16 protein-coding genes are annotated in these 16,795 nt (G+C 53.1%); 4 read left to right on the top strand and 12 right to left on the bottom strand.

Annotated elements, in window-relative coordinates; all coding sequences use genetic code 11:
• Positions 1 to 56: 56 nt before the first annotated feature.
• The 5 genes from lysS to xerD all read right to left on the bottom strand — a co-directional run bounded on the left by lysS (position 57) and on the right by xerD (position 6,272).
• Positions 57 to 1,574: a lysine--tRNA ligase gene (lysS, locus tag HV243_RS04540; protein WP_005123357.1), complete on the bottom strand. Its 1,518-nt coding sequence runs from the start codon at positions 1,572 to 1,574 to the stop codon at positions 57 to 59.
• Positions 1,575 to 1,583: 9 nt separating this feature from the next.
• A protein-coding gene (gene prfB / locus HV243_RS04535) for a peptide chain release factor 2 (RefSeq protein ID WP_100250065.1) occupies positions 1,584 to 2,682 on the bottom strand; the annotation gives its coding sequence in 2 pieces (ribosomal slippage) (positions 1,584 to 2,606 and positions 2,608 to 2,682; 1,098 coding nt in all).
• A gap of 217 nt (positions 2,683 to 2,899) precedes the next feature.
• Positions 2,900 to 4,633, bottom strand: coding sequence for a single-stranded-DNA-specific exonuclease RecJ (gene recJ / locus HV243_RS04530; protein WP_053389488.1), 1,734 nt, complete (start codon positions 4,631 to 4,633; stop codon positions 2,900 to 2,902).
• A 5-nt stretch (positions 4,634 to 4,638) separates the two neighbouring features.
• Positions 4,639 to 5,352 carry a bifunctional protein-disulfide isomerase/oxidoreductase DsbC gene (gene dsbC, locus HV243_RS04525; protein ID WP_016154345.1) on the bottom strand — a complete coding sequence of 238 codons (714 nt, stop codon included), beginning with the start codon at positions 5,350 to 5,352 and terminating at the stop codon, positions 4,639 to 4,641.
• Positions 5,353 to 5,375: 23 nt separating this feature from the next.
• Positions 5,376 to 6,272, bottom strand: a complete 897-nt coding sequence (gene xerD, locus HV243_RS04520) for a site-specific tyrosine recombinase XerD (protein ID WP_046274931.1) — start codon at positions 6,270 to 6,272, stop codon at positions 5,376 to 5,378.
• Between the two features lie 113 nt (positions 6,273 to 6,385).
• Between xerD and fldB the strand changes: the two genes are divergently transcribed.
• Entirely contained in the window at positions 6,386 to 6,907 is a 522-nt protein-coding gene (gene fldB / locus HV243_RS04515; RefSeq protein ID WP_016154347.1) for a flavodoxin FldB, read from the top strand.
• Between the two features lie 100 nt (positions 6,908 to 7,007).
• On the opposite strand, the gene HV243_RS04510 is transcribed toward fldB, so the two are convergent.
• Positions 7,008 to 7,415: a protein YgfX gene (locus tag HV243_RS04510; RefSeq protein ID WP_016154348.1), complete on the bottom strand. Its 408-nt coding sequence runs from the start codon at positions 7,413 to 7,415 to the stop codon at positions 7,008 to 7,010.
• Positions 7,396 to 7,662, bottom strand: a complete 267-nt coding sequence (gene sdhE / locus HV243_RS04505) for an FAD assembly factor SdhE (RefSeq protein WP_016154349.1) — start codon at positions 7,660 to 7,662, stop codon at positions 7,396 to 7,398. Before sdhE ends, HV243_RS04510 begins: the two co-directional genes overlap by 20 nt.
• 257 nt (positions 7,663 to 7,919) lie before the next feature.
• On the opposite strand from sdhE, the gene ygfZ reads away from it, so the two are divergent.
• Positions 7,920 to 8,900, top strand: coding sequence for a tRNA-modifying protein YgfZ (gene ygfZ / locus HV243_RS04500; RefSeq protein ID WP_053389491.1), 981 nt, complete (start codon positions 7,920 to 7,922; stop codon positions 8,898 to 8,900).
• Between the two features lie 79 nt (positions 8,901 to 8,979).
• Here ygfZ and HV243_RS04495 read toward each other — a convergent pair whose 3' ends face one another.
• Entirely contained in the window at positions 8,980 to 9,639 is a 660-nt protein-coding gene (locus HV243_RS04495) for a hemolysin III family protein (RefSeq protein ID WP_016154351.1), read from the bottom strand.
• 163 nt (positions 9,640 to 9,802) lie between these two features.
• On the bottom strand, positions 9,803 to 10,114 hold the full coding sequence (gene yqfB / locus HV243_RS04490) for a N(4)-acetylcytidine aminohydrolase (protein ID WP_016154352.1): 312 nt from the start codon (positions 10,112 to 10,114) through the stop codon (positions 9,803 to 9,805).
• Positions 10,115 to 10,166: 52 nt separating this feature from the next.
• On the opposite strand from yqfB, the gene HV243_RS04485 reads away from it, so the two are divergent.
• Together HV243_RS04485 and bglA are read left to right on the top strand one after the other, a co-directional pair.
• Positions 10,167 to 10,895: a MurR/RpiR family transcriptional regulator gene (locus HV243_RS04485; protein ID WP_003838265.1), complete on the top strand. Its 729-nt coding sequence runs from the start codon at positions 10,167 to 10,169 to the stop codon at positions 10,893 to 10,895.
• A 120-nt stretch (positions 10,896 to 11,015) separates the two neighbouring features.
• Positions 11,016 to 12,449 carry a 6-phospho-beta-glucosidase BglA gene (bglA, locus tag HV243_RS04480; RefSeq protein ID WP_053389494.1) on the top strand — a complete coding sequence of 478 codons (1,434 nt, stop codon included), beginning with the start codon at positions 11,016 to 11,018 and terminating at the stop codon, positions 12,447 to 12,449.
• 94 nt (positions 12,450 to 12,543) lie between these two features.
• Here bglA and HV243_RS04475 read toward each other — a convergent pair whose 3' ends face one another.
• From HV243_RS04475 to gcvH, 3 genes are all read right to left on the bottom strand, one after another.
• Positions 12,544 to 13,287 carry an SDR family oxidoreductase gene (locus tag HV243_RS04475; RefSeq protein ID WP_016154354.1) on the bottom strand — a complete coding sequence of 248 codons (744 nt, stop codon included), beginning with the start codon at positions 13,285 to 13,287 and terminating at the stop codon, positions 12,544 to 12,546.
• 61 nt (positions 13,288 to 13,348) lie between these two features.
• Positions 13,349 to 16,222, bottom strand: a complete 2,874-nt coding sequence (gene gcvP / locus HV243_RS04470; RefSeq protein ID WP_019077632.1) for an aminomethyl-transferring glycine dehydrogenase — start codon at positions 16,220 to 16,222, stop codon at positions 13,349 to 13,351.
• 176 nt (positions 16,223 to 16,398) lie between these two features.
• Positions 16,399 to 16,788 carry a glycine cleavage system protein GcvH gene (gene gcvH, locus HV243_RS04465; RefSeq protein ID WP_003026965.1) on the bottom strand — a complete coding sequence of 130 codons (390 nt, stop codon included), beginning with the start codon at positions 16,786 to 16,788 and terminating at the stop codon, positions 16,399 to 16,401.
• Positions 16,789 to 16,795: the final 7 nt, after the last annotated feature.

The raw sequence follows: 16,795 nt of genomic DNA, 5'->3' as shown, positions 1-16,795 counted from the left end.
TACATAACGCATTGTAGGCCTGATAAGGCATCAGCCGCCATCCGGCATTTCACATCTTACTTAACCGGGCGCATTGCCGGGAACAGGATTACGTCGCGGATAGTATGGCTGTTTGTGAACAGCATAACCATACGGTCGATACCAATGCCCAGGCCCGCAGTCGGCGGCAGACCATGTTCCAGAGCGGTAACATAGTCTTCGTCGTAGAACATCGCTTCGTCGTCACCTGCATCTTTGGCGTTAACCTGATCCTGGAAACGCTGCGCCTGATCTTCTGCATCGTTCAGCTCGCTGAAGCCGTTACCGATTTCACGTCCGCCAATGAAGAATTCGAAGCGATCGGTGATTTCCGGATTTTCATCATTACGACGCGCCAGCGGAGAAACTTCTGCCGGGTACTCGGTAATGAAGGTCGGTTGAATCAGGTGCGCTTCTGCAACTTCTTCAAAGATCTCGGTCACGATACGACCCAGACCCCAGCTCTTCTCAACTTTGATGCCGATAGATTCCGCAATCGCTTTTGCAGAATCGAAGTTATCCAGATCGGCCATGTTGGTTTCCGGACGGTATTTCTGAATCGCTTCGCGCATCGTCAGTTTTTCGAACGGCTTACCAAAGTCAAAGACTTCTTCGCCGTAAGGCACTTCAGTCGTTCCCAGAACGTTCTGCGCCAGCGTACGGAACAGCGATTCGGTCAGTTCGATCAGATCTTTGTAGTCCGCATAAGCCATGTAGAGTTCCATCATAGTGAACTCTGGATTATGGCGAACAGAGATGCCTTCGTTACGGAAGTTACGGTTAATTTCGAATACGCGTTCGAAGCCGCCAACCACCAGGCGCTTGAGGTACAGTTCCGGTGCGATACGCAGGTACATGTCCAGATCCAGCGCGTTATGATGGGTGATAAACGGACGCGCTGCCGCCCCGCCAGGGATCACCTGCATCATCGGGGTTTCTACTTCCATAAAACCACGACCAACCATGAACTGGCGGATACCAGCCATAATCTGTGAACGCACTTTAAAGGTATTGCGGGATTCATCGTTAGAGATGAGGTCCAGGTAGCGTTGACGATAGCGCGCTTCCTGATCCTGCAGACCGTGGAATTTATCCGGCAATGGGCGCAACGCTTTCGTCAGCAGACGCAGCTCGGTGCAGTGGATAGACAGCTCACCGGTCTTGGTCTTGAACAACTTACCTTTCGCGCCGAGGATATCGCCCAGATCCCATTTTTTGAACTGCTCGTTGTAGACGCCTTCCGGCAGATCGTCGCGAGCAACGTACAGCTGAATACGGCCGCCAACATCCTGCAGCGTAACGAATGATGCTTTACCCATAATACGGCGAGTCATCATACGGCCAGCAACGGAAACCTCAATGTTCAGCGCTTCCAGCTCTTCGTTTTCTTTCGCGTCGAAGTCAGCATGCAGTTGGTCTGAGGTATGATCGCGACGGAAATCGTTCGGGAAGGGGATCCCCTGCTCGCGCAGGCTCGCCAGCTTCTCACGGCGCGTTTTCAGTTCATTGTTAAGGTCGGCTACCGCGTCAGCGCCCTGTACGTGTTGTTCAGACATGTTGGTTCCTCATAACCCTGCTTTCAAACTTGCTTCGATAAATTGATCCAGGCTGCCATCCAGCACCGCCTGCGTGTTGCGGGTTTCAACCCCGGTACGCAGATCTTTGATGCGGGAGTCATCAAGGACATAAGAACGAATCTGGCTACCCCAGCCGATATCTGATTTAGTATCTTCCATCGCCTGTTTCTCGGCATTCTTCTTCTGCATTTCCAGTTCATAAAGCTTCGCTTTCATCTGCTTCATGGCCTGGTCTTTGTTCTTGTGCTGGGAACGGTCGTTCTGACACTGCGTCACAATCCCGGTCGGGATGTGGGTGATACGCACCGCAGATTCGGTACGGTTAACGTGCTGACCGCCCGCACCAGAAGCGCGGTAAACGTCAATACGCAGGTCCGCCGGGTTGATATCGATATCAATATCATCGTCAACTTCCGGGTAGACAAACGCAGAGCTGAACGACGTATGGCGACGACCGCCGGAGTCGAATGGGCTTTTACGCACCAGGCGATGTACACCGGTTTCGGTACGCAACCAACCGTAAGCATATTCGCCAGCAATTCTGATGGTCACGGATTTAATACCCGCCACTTCACCTTCAGATTCTTCAATAATTTCAGTCTTAAAGCCGCGCGCTTCAGCCCAACGCAGGTACATACGCATCAGCATGCTTGCCCAGTCCTGTGCTTCCGTACCGCCTGAGCCAGCCTGAATATCGAGATAGCAATCTGCGCTATCATATTCACCGGAGAACATACGACGGAATTCCAGCTGGGCCAGCTTATCTTCCAGCGTATCAAGTTCTGCTACGGCTTCGTTAAAGGTTTCTTCGTCGTCGGCTTCTACAGCCAGTTCCAGCAGGCCGGAGACATCTTCCAGGCCCTGGCTCATCTGATCGAGCGTATCGACGATGGCCTCAAGGGAGGAACGCTCTTTACCCAGCGCCTGCGCGCGTTCGGGTTCGTTCCATACGTCCGGCTGTTCCAGCTCGGCGTTTACTTCTTCCAGACGCTCTTTCTTGGCATCATAGTCAAAGATACCCCCTAAGAACGTTAGAGCGCTCCGTGAGGTCCTGAATGCGGTTATTTACCGGATTAATTTCAAACATTGTCTGATTTCTTTTATTGGACTAGTCAAAATGCGGTTATAAGAGCGGGATTGTAACGAATCCACACCCTTTTTTATAGCGAATATACACATCATCCTTCAAGCTGCCTCTTTGTTGGCTGCGCGATTTCTCCCCGGTCACGTACTACTCGTACGCTCATGGAGACTCATCCACTTGCCGCCTCGATGCAGCTTGAATGATTTTATGTAAAGTGACGCTAAAGTGGCCAGATATTATCGATTATAATCTGCAGGCTGCGGTTGCCGCGAAACTCATTAATATCCAGTTTGTAGGCAAGCTGAACTTCGCGAACACCGTTATCCGGCCAGCAGGTGGTATCAACGTTAAACGCAATACCGTCCAGCAACGGTCCACCACCGACGGGCTCCACCATCACCTTCAGATGACGCTCACCGACCAGACGCTGCTGGAGCAGACGGAAATGCCCGTCAAACAGCGGTTCCGGGAACATTTGTCCCCACGGTCCGGCATCACGCAGCATTTGCGCGACCTCCATGGTCATCTCCGCCGCGCTCAGAGCACCGTCTGACACCACTTCGCCCTGCAGTAAGGCGGGGTCCAGCCACTCGGTTACCAGTTCGCCGAAACGCTGCTGGAAACGCTCAAACTGCGCCTCTTCCAGCGACAAACCCGCCGCCATAGCGTGACCGCCAAACTTGAGGATCATACCTGGATGAAGAGTGTCCAGCCGCTCCAGCGCATCGCGCATGTGCAGCCCCTGAATCGAGCGCCCGGAGCCTTTCAGCGTACCGTCACCGGCCGGGGCAAACGCAATTACCGGACGGTGAAAGCGCTCTTTAATACGCGATGCCAGAATCCCCACCACTCCTTGATGCCACTCGGGATGGTACATCGCCAGACCGCCCGGTAGCGTATCGCTACTGCGCTCCAGCTTTTCACACAGAGTCAGCGCTTCCGCCTGCATACCCTGCTCGATCTCTTTACGCGCCTGGTTGAGTGCGTCCAGCTCATTGGCCAGCACGCGTGCTTCACCAATGTTGTCGCACAGCAACAGCGCCACACCAACGGACATATCGTCCAGACGCCCCGCTGCATTCAGCCGTGGCCCGAGGGCAAAACCTAAATCACTGGCAGCCAATTTGAGTGGGTCGCGATTGGAAATCTCCAGCAGCGCTTTTATACCAGGGCGGCACTTTCCGGCACGAATACGGCTTAAGCCTTGCCACGTCAGAATGCGGTTATTGGCATCCAGCGGGACCACGTCGGCCACCGTACCAAGCGCAACCAGATCGAGCAAATCCGCCAGGTTCGGCGGCGCAATTCCTCGTTCATCAAACCAGCCTTTGTCACGCAGGAAGGTGCGCAGCGCCAGCATCAGATAGAAGGCCACGCCAACGCCAGCCAGCGATTTAGACGGGAATTCACAATCGTGCAGGTTAGGATTGATGATCGCTTCAGCACCCGGCAGCGTGTCCCCAGGCAGATGGTGATCGGTCACAACGACCGGGATCCCCAGCGTTCTGGCATGTTCAACACCCGCGTGTGACGAGATGCCGTTGTCGACGGTGACAATCAACTGAGCGCCCCGGGCATGGGCCTGATCAACGACTTCCGGGCTTAAGCCATAACCGTCTTCAAAACGATTAGGCACCAGGTAGTCCACGTTACTGCAGCCCAACGCGCGCATCGCCAGAATGCTGAGCGCGGTGCTGGTCGCGCCATCGGCGTCAAAATCGCCGACCACGATGATTCGGGTTCCTTCGCGAAAAGCGTTATAGAGGATTTCAACCGCTTTTTCGACACCGTTCAAATGCTGCCACGGCAGCATGCCTTTCACACTACGCTCAAGCTCCTGCGCGCTGCGCACGCCGCGGCTGGCGTATAAACGGCGCAGCAATGGCGGCAAGTCGGCAGGTAGCTCGGCGGTCTCGTCGGCTTCACGCCGACGAAGTTGTATCTGTTGTTTCACGCGAATTATTTACCGCTGGTTTGTTTTGCATGTGCGTCGAGGAATTCTTTCATCTCTTTCGGGCCCTGATAGCCAGGCACTACATAGCCATTGCTCAGCACAATCGCCGGCGTACCGCTGACGCCAAACTGTACGCCCAGCGCGTAGTGGTTAGCGATGTCCACATTACAGGTCGCAGGCTTCACATCTTTGCCAGCCATGGCGTCGTCAAAGGCTTTGTTTTTGTCCTTCGCACACCAGATAGATTTCATATCCTGCTCGGCCTGGCTTTCCAGTCCCTGACGAGGGAAGGCCAGATAGCGTACGGTAATCCCTAACGCATTGTAGTCTTTCATCTCTTCATGCAGCTTGTGGCAGTAGCCACAGGTGATGTCGGTGAAAACGGTAATGACGTGTTTTTCCTGCGGCGCTTTGTAGACGATCATCTCGTTTTCCAGCGCGTTCAAATGCTTCATCAGCAGTTGATTGGTGACGTTTACCGGGCTTGCACCGCTCACGTCATACATCGGTCCCTGAATAATATGTTTACCGTCTTCGGTAACGTACAACACGCCGCTATTGGTCAGTACAGTTTTCATGCCCGCAACCGGAGCAGACTGAATCTCGGTACTCTGAACACCCAGCTTCGCTAATGACTGGCGAATCGCCGCATCGTCTGCATGTACCATGCCGGAAAACGCCGTCGCCAGCAGGGTGAACATCATAAAACGTTTTTTCATAACCTATCCTTTCCTGTCAGCACTCACGCTCGCGGGTGATGCTGTTGATGTAGTTGCCGCAAGCGCTCCGTTGCGACATGAGTATAAATCTGCGTTGTCGAGAGGTCGCTATGCCCCAGTAGCATCTGCACCACGCGCAGATCAGCGCCATGGTTGAGCAGATGCGTGGCAAACGCATGCCGCAGGACGTGCGGGGACAGCTTTTCGCTGTCGATTCCAGCCAACACAGCATAGTGTTTGATACGATGCCAGAAGGTTTGACGAGTCATCTGTTGCGCCCGCTGGCTGGGAAACAGCACATCTATTGATACACCGTTGAGCAACCACGGACGCCCATGCTCCAGGTACGTTTCCAGCCAGTACACCGCCTCCTCACCTAACGGGACAAGGCGCTCTTTATTACCTTTACCGATCACCCGAACCACGCCCTGACGCAGGCTGACGTCACTCATCGTCAGCCCCACCAGTTCAGACACGCGCAGGCCTGTGGCATACAATACTTCCAGCATGGCTTTGTCGCGAAGTTCCAGCGGTTGTTCTATCAGCGGCGCCTGCAGAAGTCGTTCGACCTGTGCTTCGCTGAGATCTTTGGGCAGACGCTGCGGAAGTTTAGGTGATGCAAGCGAGGCGCTGGGGTCATCTTCGCGATATTTTTCACGGTACAGATGCTGAAAAAAACGCCGCATTGCACTGAGCAAGCGTGCGGAACTGGTGGCTTTATATCCCCCATCCATCCGCTCAGCCAGCAATGCTTGCAGGTCATCACTCTGCGCGGTCGCAAGCGAGGCGCCGCGGTGATGTAGCCATTCGACAAGCATGATCAGATCGCGACGATACGCACTTAGCGTGTTTTCCGCCAGATTTCGTTCCAGCCACAGGGCATCAAGAAACTGCTCGATGCGTGCCAGATCCTGTTCCACTCGCGCCCCTTATTTCACTCTCATTTTTGATGCATTATGCCTCATTGTGCCGAGAATGCGGCGATTCTGTTACACTACCCGCAACGCTACAGCAGAATTGAGATGTTTACGTCATGAACATGGGTCTTTTTTACGGTTCCAGCACCTGCTATACCGAAATGGCAGCAGAAAAAATCCGCGATATCCTGGGTCCCGAACTGGTGACACTGCACAACCTCAAAGATGATTCCCCGACCTTAATGGAGCAGTATGACGTGCTCATTTTAGGCATCCCAACCTGGGATTTCGGTGAAATCCAAGAGGACTGGGAAGCGGTCTGGGAGCAACTGGACGACCTCAACCTGGAAGGCAAAATTGTTGCGCTTTACGGTATGGGCGATCAGTTGGGATACGGTGAATGGTTCCTGGATGCGCTGGGTATGCTGCACGATAAACTGGTCACCAAAGGCGTAAAATTTGTTGGTTACTGGCCAACCGAAGGGTATGAATTTACCAGCGATAAGCCCGTCATTGCCGATGGACAGCTGTTTGTTGGCCTGGCGCTGGATGAAACAAACCAGTACGATCTCAGCGATGAACGCATTCAGGCCTGGTGCGAGCAAATCCTTGGTGAAATGGCCGAACACTGGTCCTGATAACCATTTTGCCGGATGTAGGCGTAAACGCCATATCCGGCCTACATGTCGCACCGAACCGTAGACCTTAACGCTGCACGCCATCAGGCATTCATCAGCATTATCCCTGCTTCGCCTGTTGCAGTATTAACCGCCGCAAATCCCGCCACTCCGCGTCATCCATACTGTCTGCCGCCAGCCACAAATGCTGACGTTTTCCGGCATCGGAACGTAAACGCAACATCATGCCTGTTTTGACCATCCAGGGTGCGCTAGCAATAGTCCACTCTTGCCCTTGCCAGCGCAGACGACCGTCCATCAACAGCCGAATCTCGCCCTGACAGGCATTGATTCGGCGCTGGCTACGGACGCTATCGAACACCACCAGAGAGAGCAGAACCAGCCATAATGGGGTGTAGCTCAATGGCCAGGGCATCAATAAAATAAATACCGCGACCAGCCCATGAATGAGCAACGAAAGCCATTGCGCGCGCCATGAAACGCGTAAATCAGATTGCCACTGGACCACGTTCCCGATTCCGTGTCTGGATAAGTCGCACCATCTGCTCTAGCTGAGCATCAGCCGGTTTCCCATGATTCATCAACCAGTTAAATAAGTCTGGATCATCACATTCTAGCAGACGGATAAAGATACGTTTTTCTTCATCACTTAAGCTGTCATATTCATGTTCGAAAAACGGCATGATCGAGATGTCCAGCTCACGCATACCGCGACGGCATGCCCAATGAATACGTGCTTTGTTGTTAATATCCATGTTCTTCTTCCTGTCTCGCGAAAACGAAGTATCCCGCTATTGTAACGTGTTTTTCCCTCATATTTACGGGAATATCAGCAAACGGAAGCGTGCTCGCTAAATAAAACCACATTAAGTTAAAGGATTCAGCATTTTTGGATGTCTCCTCGCAAAGCTTAATATATGGCACAAATAGCCTGTTTAAACCGCTTGCAATGGGCCATAGCTCTTTTACCATTAGTCATTATCACTGCGTTAAGCAAATCAGGACATTAATTATGGCTTTTATATCTTTTCCTCCTCGCCAGCCTTTCGCGTCAACGCGCTTGCCTCTGACGCTAATGACGCTCGATGAATGGGCGCTCGCCACCATCACCGGTGTCGACAGTGAGAAGTATATTCAGGGTCAGGTCACAGCGGATGTCAGCCAGATGACCGAGCATCAGCACGTGTTGGCAGCACATTGTGACGCCAAAGGTAAAATGTGGAGCAACCTGCGTCTGTTCCGCCAGGGTGACGGTTTTGCATGGATTGAGCGCCGTAGTCTGCGCGATGCGCAGCTCACCGAACTGAAAAAATATGCGGTCTTCTCGAAAGTGGCGATTGCCCCGGACGACGAGCGCGTACTGCTGGGCGTCGCGGGATTCCAGGCGCGCGCAGCGCTGGCCAATATCTTTAGCGAATTACCAAACAGCGATAAGCAGGTCATTACTGAAGGTTCTTCCACCATATTGTGGTTCGAACATCCCGCTGAGCGTTTCCTGCTGCTCGTTGATATTGCAACGGCGGAAATCCTGGTAGAGAAGCTGCGCGGTGAAGCGGAGTTAAATAACAGCCAACAGTGGCTGGCGCTGGATATCGAAGCAGGTATTCCGGTGATTGATACTGCCAACAGCGCACAGTTTATTCCGCAAGCCACCAATCTGCAGGCTCTGGGCGGGATCAGCTTTAAAAAAGGCTGCTATACCGGTCAGGAAATGGTTGCTCGCGCAAAATTCCGCGGAGCCAACAAACGTGCCATGTGGACGCTGGCAGGTGCGGCCAGTCGGGTACCGGAAGCAGGTGAAGACCTGGAGCTGAAAATGGGTGAGAACTGGCGTCGTACCGGCACCGTACTCGCCGCAGTGCAACTGGCGGATGGACAGGTACTGGTGCAGGTTGTGATGAATAACGACATGGAAGCCGACAGCGTGTTCCGCGTTCGTGACGACGCGAAAACGCTGCATATCGTACCGCTGCCGTATTCGCTGGAAGAGTAAATCGCCCGGTGGTGACTTTATCTTACCGGGTCGCGCGTTTTAAAGACCCGGTAAGCACAGCACTGCTGGGTAATGATAATTACGCCTGCCCCACGTACAGGTAGATCGCCAGGAAATGGCAAACGCTGCCACCCAGCACAAAGCCGTGCCAGATCGCATGGTTGTATGGAATGCGCTTACAGACGTAGAAAATAACGCCCAGCGAATACACCACACCACCAACTGCCAGCAACGTCACACCACCCACCGCCAGCTTAACCGCCAGTTGATACACCACAATCAGCGATAGCCAGCCCATCGCCAGGTAGGTTACCAGCGACAGGACCTTAAACCGGTGCGCAATGGTCAGTTTGAATAAAATACCGAGCAGCGCCAGGCTCCAGATAACAATCATCAGTCCACGTGCCAGCGGCGAATCCAGCCCCACCAGCAGAAATGGCGTGTAGGTCCCGGCAATCAGCAGATAAATCGCGCAGTGGTCGAACTTTTTCAGCCAGACTTTCGCTCTTTGATGGGGGATCGCGTGATATAAAGTTGAGGCGAGGAACAGCAGGATCATGCTGCCGCCATACAGGCTATAGCTGGTTATCGCCATGGCGCTGGCGTTGGTATCCACTGCCTGAACCAGCAACAATACCAGTCCGACAATCCCAAACACCAGCCCGATACCGTGACTGATGCTATTGGCTATTTCCTCTGCCAGCGAATATCCCTGCGCAATTAATGGCTTCTGAACCATATTTTACTCCCGAGAAACGAACACTATCGTGATTGCTCCTCTAGCGTAACTGAGAATGGTTCCAGTGAACACCTGTTAGCTAAAATATTTGCCAACTAAATAATAATCAATAAAAATCATGACATTATATTTTAATATTCAGCTAACAGGCGTACCGTTAAAATCAAAGACATTTAAAATCAATCACATAAAATTGTGTTTGATCCGGGTAAATCTCGGCAATCACGTGTTTAAGTTCTTCTAGCGTCATATTTTCCTGGCGAGCATGTTTCTCCGTCAGCGTATCCAGCGTGACGGTTGAGGTGCCAACAACCTCAATCGTGCAGAAGTACCCCTCATCTTCGAAGCGCCCAACCCGTAGAATGTCACCGGCTTTGAAGTGTGATTCGGACTCGTCACGAATCGTAATGGTTTTGCGTCCGGCCAGAATGTCATCCTGGAAACGCTGAAAAAAAGTGATGTCATTTGGCTGCATGTTATTATTCCCTGTAGATGAAGTCTGATGAGTGAGTTTTGCCATTGTGAGTATGTTCTCCCACGCTGCCATCGCCAGTCTCAACAATCTTGAGATGCTGGTCTACAACTATGTCATCAAAAACCGTGACAAAGTCATGTACATGACCATTCGCGAACTGGCGGATGCCGTGGGCGTTTCCACCACCACCGTACTGCGCTTTTGCCGCAAGCTTAAGTGTGAAGGTTACTCAGAATTTCGCGTACGCTTCAAATTATATTTAGAGCAGAATGAACCGCAACAGGCTAATTTCGGTGCCAGCGAAATTATCAGCTTCTTTAAAGGCGTCAATAACGACGAGTTCGACAAATTACTCGATCAGGCTGTTGATATTATATTATCTTCCGAGCGTATTATATTCGTCGGGGCGGGAACATCCGGAGCTCTGGCAAAATATGGCGCTCGTTTTTTCTCAAACGTCGGAAAATTCAGTAACCACATCGATGACCCTTATTTCCCGGTAACTAATGATATGGCCAGAAACGCGCTGGCGATCGTGCTTTCCGTTTCTGGAGAAACCGAAGAGATCCTACGCTTTGCCAGCCAGTTCAGTCTGCATAACTGTAAGGTTCTGTCGGTCACCAGCCATGAACATTCGCGCCTCGCGAAACTTGCCGACTTTAATCTCTCCTGGCACGTTCCACAGACACGCATTGCCGGGGTATACGATATAACCACGCAGATCCCCGTTATTTATATTCTGGAATCACTCGGTCGCAAGCTGGCGAAAAGAATAGCGTAAAAAAACAATCTGTTTTTTTGATGTAACAAATCACATTAACGCTATTTTGTTATATCGTGACATTTATCTTTCCTTTGTTAGACTCAAAATCAGATTGTATTAATTTGAGACTGAGCGCAGATGAAAAAACTTACCTTACCAAACGATTTTTTATGGGGCGGCGCGGTTGCGGCGCATCAGGTTGAAGGCGGCTGGAATAAAGGTGGCAAAGGGCCCAGCATTTGCGACGTACTGACCGGGGGGGCACACGGCGTTCCGCGAGAAATCACTCAGGACGTCGTGCCAGGTAAGTACTACCCCAACCACGAAGCCGTCGATTTTTACGGTCATTACAAAGAAGACATTAAGCTGTTTGCCGAGATGGGCTTCAAATGCTTCCGTACGTCAATTGCCTGGACCCGTATCTTCCCTAAAGGGGACGAAACCCAGCCAAACGAAGAAGGGCTAAAATTCTACGACGACATGTTTGATGAACTGCTGAAGTACAATATCGAACCGGTCATCACCCTTTCCCACTTCGAAATGCCGCTACACCTGGTTCAACAGTACGGTAGCTGGACCAATCGTAAAGTCGTCGATTTCTTTGTCCGTTTTGCTGAAGTGGTCTTTGAGCGCTACAAGCACAAGGTCAAATACTGGATGACCTTCAACGAGATTAACAACCAGCGTAACTGGCGTGCACCGCTGTTTGGCTATTGCTGCTCCGGCGTGGTGTATACCGAGCATGAAAATCCGGAAGAGACTATGTACCAGGTGCTGCACCACCAGTTCGTGGCCAGCGCTCTGGCGGTGAAAGCCGCACGTCGCATCAACCCTGAAATGAAAGTCGGCTGCATGCTGGCAATGGTCCCGCTATACCCGTACTCCTGTAAGCCTGAAGATGTGATGTTCGCGCAGGAATCGATGCGTGAACGCTATGTATTCACCGACGTTCAACTGCGCGGCTACTATCCATCTTATGTACTGAACGAGTGGGAGCGCCGCGAATTCAATATTCGAATGGAAGCTGGCGATGAAAAAATCCTGCGTGAAGGTACATGCGACTATCTCGGGTTTAGTTACTACATGACCAACGCGGTAAAAGCGGAAGGCGGTAGCGGCGATGCCATCTCCGGTTTTGAGGGCAGCGTGCCGAACCCGCACGTCAAAGCATCCGACTGGGGCTGGCAGATTGATCCGGTCGGCCTGCGTTACGCCTTATGCGAACTGTACGAGCGTTATCAGAAGCCATTGTTTATCGTTGAAAACGGATTTGGCGCTTACGACAAAGTGGAAGAAGACGGCAGCATCCACGATGACTACCGCATCGACTATCTGCGCGCCCACGTCGAAGAGATGATGAAAGCGGTAACGTATGACGGCGTAGATCTGATGGGCTACACGCCGTGGGGCTGCATCGACTGCGTCTCGTTCACCACCGGCCAGTACAGCAAACGCTACGGTTTTATCTACGTGAACAAACACGACGACGGCACCGGCGATATGTCGCGATCGCGTAAGAAAAGTTTTGAGTGGTATAAAGCGGTGATTTCCAGCAACGGCGAGAATCTGTAATTTTTTGCCGGATGGCGCTGCGCTTATCCGGTTTACGGGAACTGAACCTGTAGACCAGAGCAGACATTTACGCCGCCATCCGGCAAGCAACGCATTACTTCCCGCCGGCCAGCTCCAAAAAACTGCCCGTGACGTAAGACGCCTTTTCACTCAGCAGCCAGGTAATCGCCTGCGCGACCTCTTCCGGCTGTCCGCCGCGCTGCATAGGCAACATGGATTTCACGCGATCGACCCTTCCCGGCTCACCGCCTGACGCATGCATTTCCGTGTAGATAAGACCGGGTCGCACGCAGTTCACGCGTATCCCCTGCGCCGCAACCTCCAGCGCGAGGCCGGTGGTGAGCGTGTCCACCGCACCTTTTGAGGCTGCATAATCAACATATTCGAACGGGGCGCCAAGCCGTGACGCCGCCGAAGAGACATTCACAATCGCCCCGCCCTGACCGCCGTGCTTAAACGACATACGCTTTACCGCTTCCCGACAACACAGAAAATAGCCGGTAACATTAGTCGCCAGGACGCGATTAATACGCTCAGCGGTTAGGCTTTCCACCGTGCTCTGTTCAAACAAAATCCCGGCATTGTTCACCAGCGCAGTCAGCGGCTCGCCCTCGCGGTCAATGGACTCAAACATCGCCCCGACCTGGCTTTCATCGCTGATATCTGCCCGCAGAGCAAACGCCTTTCCTCCCGCAGCGGCGATATTGTTCACCACCTCCGTTGCCGCACGAATATTGTGATGAAAGTTAACGGCGACCGTGTAACCCTCTAGCGCTAACTGCAGCGCGGTTGCCCGACCAATACCGCGACTGCCCCCCGTAACCAGTGCTATAGCCATCACTATTCTCCCCAAAAATAAAGGCGCCGAAGCGCCTTTAAAAGATAGCTGAATCAGTCGATTACTGATAATCGCTCAGCGGCACGCAGGAGCAGAACAGGTTACGGTCACCGTAAACGTCATCAAGGCGTTTCACGGTCGGCCAGTATTTGTTCGCTACGCCCGCCGGGAAGACGGCGATTTCGCGGCTGTAACCGTGATTCCACTCCGCGACCAGCTCATTTTGCGTGTGCGGGGAGTTAACCAGCGGGTTATCTGTAAGCGACCATTCACCGGCTTTCACGCGATCGATCTCAGCGCGAATTGCCAGCATCGCATTGATAAAGCGATCCAGTTCCACTTTGCTTTCCGATTCAGTCGGTTCCACCATCAGCGTACCCGCTACCGGGAACGACATGGTCGGCGCATGGAAACCGTAATCGATCAGACGCTTGGCAATATCCAGTTCGCTGATGCCGGTCTCTTCTTTCAGTGGGCGAATGTCGAGAATACATTCATGTGCCACGCGACCATCGCGACCGGTATACAGCACCGGATAGGCATCTTTCAGACGGCTGGCAATGTAGTTAGCGTTCAGGATCGCCACCTGGCTTGCCTGCTTCAGACCTTCTGCGCCCATCATACGGATGTACATCCAGCTGATCGGCAGAATGGATGCGCTACCGAACGGTGCTGCAGAAACCGCGCCCTGACGGGTGAGCATCCCTTCAATCTGTACTACGCTATGACCCGGTACGAACGGCGCCAGATGCGATTTAACACCGATTGGACCCATACCTGGGCCGCCGCCGCCGTGCGGAATGCAGAATGTTTTATGCAGGTTAAGGTGTGAGACATCGGCACCGATAAAGCCCGGTGTGGTGATCCCAACCTGAGCATTCATGTTCGCGCCATCAAGATAAACCTGGCCGCCAAACTGGTGCACAACGTCGCACACTTCACGGATCGTTTCTTCATACACGCCGTGAGTAGAGGGATAGGTCACCATGATGCAGGAGAGATTTTCACCCGCCTGCGCCGCTTTTTCACGCAGATCGCCAAGATCGATGTTGCCATTCTTATCACAGGCGACAACCACTACCTGCATACCCGCCATCTGTGCGGAGGCCGGGTTGGTACCGTGGGCAGAGGCCGGGATCAGACAGATATCGCGATGGCCTTCGTTACGGCTTTCGTGATAATGGCGAATCGCCAGCAGACCCGCATACTCGCCCTGTGCGCCGGAGTTCGGCTGCATGCAGACTGCGTCATAACCGGTCAGTTTTACCAGCCATTCGGAAAGCTGGCCGATCATCTGGTGATAACCTTCTGCCTGCTCTGGCGGGCAGAACGGATGCAGTTCAGCGAATTCCGGCCAAGTGATAGGGATCATCTCGGCGGCAGCGTTCAGCTTCATGGTGCAAGATCCCAGCGGGATCATTGCCTGGTTCAGGGCCAGATCTTTGCGCTCCAGCGAGTGCATGTAACGCATCATCTCGGTTTCGCTGTGATAGCGATTAAACACTGGATGGCTGAGGATCGCATCGTCACGCAGCATGCTGTCCTGAATGGAACGGCTGTCGAGCGCCACGTCTTTGTCCAGCGTTTCGATGTTCAGACCGTGGCTGTCTCCCAGCAGAACATTGAACAACTGCACCACGTTTTCACGGGTGGTGGTTTCATCGAGCGTAATACCTACCGCGTTATGGATATCGCTACGCAGGTTGATTTCTGCCGCTTCAGCACGCGCCAGTACCGCAGCCTTATCGGCCACTTCAACACACAAAGTGTCAAAGTAGTGCGCATGACGCAGCTTTAATCCTTTTTGTTGCAGACCGGCTGCCAGAATATCGGTCAGACGATGGATGCGATTAGCGATGCGTTTCAGGCCAACCGGGCCATGATAAACGGCATACAGGCTGGCGATGTTGGCCAGCAGAACCTGCGAGGTACAAATGTTGGAGTTCGCTTTCTCGCGGCGGATATGCTGTTCGCGAGTCTGCATCGCCATGCGCAGGGCGGTATTACCCGCTGCATCTTTGGAGACGCCGATAATACGGCCTGGCATGGAGCGTTTGAATTCGTCTTTAGCGGCAAAGAATGCCGCGTGCGGGCCGCCGTAGCCCATCGGTACGCCGAAGCGTTGCGCAGAGCCGAAAACGATATCCGCGCCCTGTTTGCCCGGTGCAGTCAGCAGCACCAGCGCCATAAAGTCGGCAGCGACGCTGACCACTATTTTACGGGATTTCAGCTCAGCCATCAGGGCGCTGTAGTCGTGCACTTCACCGGTGGTGCCAACCTGCTGCAACAGCACGCCGAACACATCCTGATGATCCAATGCTTTTGCCGCGTCATCAACAATGACGTCAAAACCAAAAGTTTGCGCACGAGTACGCACTACGTCCAGCGTTTGCGGATGAACATCAGCCGCCACAAAGAAACGGTTAGCGTTTTTCAGTTTGCTGACGCGTTTGGCCATCGCCATGGCTTCAGCTGCAGCAGTAGCTTCATCCAGAAGAGAAGCGGAAGCCATGTCCAGGCCGGTCAGATCCAGCGTCACCTGCTGGAAGTTCAGCAGTGCTTCCAGACGGCCCTGGGAGACTTCCGGTTGATACGGGGTGTAGGCGGTGTACCAACCCGGGTTTTCCAGCATGTTACGCAGGATAACCGGTGGCAGCTGCACGGCGGTGTAGCCCATGCCAATGTAGGACGTGAAGCGCTTGTTACGCCCGGCGATGGCTTTTAATTCAGCCAGCGCAGCGTATTCGGTCGCCGCCTCGCCCACCTGTGGCGGGGTTGCGAGCTGAATGTCTTTCGGCACAATCTGGCCGATCAGCGCGTTTAACGACTCGGCGCCAACCGCATTCAGCATCTCTTGCTGCTGCGCGGCGTCCGGTCCGATGTGGCGTTCAATGAAAGCGCCGCTATTTTCAAGCTGGCTTAACGTCTGTGTCATGGGCGATGGTTCCTGAAACGTGCAGTGAATCGTAGGTGTCTCTACTTACCTGAATACGCAAAAAATTCGCGTTGCAGGAAGGCGGCGACGCAGCACATCCCCAGGAACTTACATCAGTAAGTAACTGAGGTGTGCAAGAAAGCCAACACACCTGCAACGTGAAGAATGAAGCGTATTTATTCGTCTTCTAACAAAGCTTCATATGCAGTCGCATCCAGCAGCGATTCAATTTCGCTTTCATCGCTGGCTTTGATTTTGAAGATCCAGCCCCCTGCATACGGCTCGCTGTTGACCAGTTCCGGGGAGTCGCTGAGCGCGTCGTTAACCGCAACAATCTCACCGCCTACTGGCGCATAAATATCGGATGCCGCTTTTACGGATTCCGCAACGGCGCAGTCATCGCCCGCGCTGACGGTTGCGCCAACTTCGGGCAGGTCAACGAAAACCATGTCACCTAACAGCTCCTGAGCATGTTCGGTGATCCCAACGGTGTAAGAGCCGTCAGCTTCTTTGCGCAGCCATTCGTGTTCTTTGCTGTATTTCAGTTCTGCAGGTACGTTGCTCATCAATCAA

This window comes from Citrobacter sp. RHBSTW-00599 (genome assembly GCF_013784065.1).
GTDB lineage: Bacteria > Pseudomonadota > Gammaproteobacteria > Enterobacterales > Enterobacteriaceae > Citrobacter > Citrobacter braakii.
Note: the sequence above shows the minus strand (reverse complement) of the source record. Positions and strands in the feature narration are given on the sequence as shown.

What these genes read in the sequence shown, in the direction of transcription:
- lysS (WP_005123357.1), bottom strand. Translation starts at nt 1,574, where the DNA reads ATGTCTGAACAACACGTACAGGGCGCTGACGCGGTAGCCGACCTTAAC.
- dsbC (WP_016154345.1), bottom strand. Translation starts at nt 5,352, where the DNA reads ATGAAAAAACGTTTTATGATGTTCACCCTGCTGGCGACGGCGTTTTCC.
- fldB (WP_016154347.1), top strand. Translation starts at nt 6,386, where the DNA reads ATGAACATGGGTCTTTTTTACGGTTCCAGCACCTGCTATACCGAAATG.
- sdhE (WP_016154349.1), bottom strand. Translation starts at nt 7,662, where the DNA reads ATGGATATTAACAACAAAGCACGTATTCATTGGGCATGCCGTCGCGGT.
- ygfZ (WP_053389491.1), top strand. Translation starts at nt 7,920, where the DNA reads ATGGCTTTTATATCTTTTCCTCCTCGCCAGCCTTTCGCGTCAACGCGC.
- HV243_RS04495 (WP_016154351.1), bottom strand. Translation starts at nt 9,639, where the DNA reads ATGGTTCAGAAGCCATTAATTGCGCAGGGATATTCGCTGGCAGAGGAA.
- yqfB (WP_016154352.1), bottom strand. Translation starts at nt 10,114, where the DNA reads ATGCAGCCAAATGACATCACTTTTTTTCAGCGTTTCCAGGATGACATT.
- HV243_RS04485 (WP_003838265.1), top strand. Translation starts at nt 10,167, where the DNA reads ATGTTCTCCCACGCTGCCATCGCCAGTCTCAACAATCTTGAGATGCTG.
- bglA (WP_053389494.1), top strand. Translation starts at nt 11,016, where the DNA reads ATGAAAAAACTTACCTTACCAAACGATTTTTTATGGGGCGGCGCGGTT.
- HV243_RS04475 (WP_016154354.1), bottom strand. Translation starts at nt 13,287, where the DNA reads ATGGCTATAGCACTGGTTACGGGGGGCAGTCGCGGTATTGGTCGGGCA.
- gcvP (WP_019077632.1), bottom strand. Translation starts at nt 16,222, where the DNA reads ATGACACAGACGTTAAGCCAGCTTGAAAATAGCGGCGCTTTCATTGAA.
- gcvH (WP_003026965.1), bottom strand. Translation starts at nt 16,788, where the DNA reads ATGAGCAACGTACCTGCAGAACTGAAATACAGCAAAGAACACGAATGG.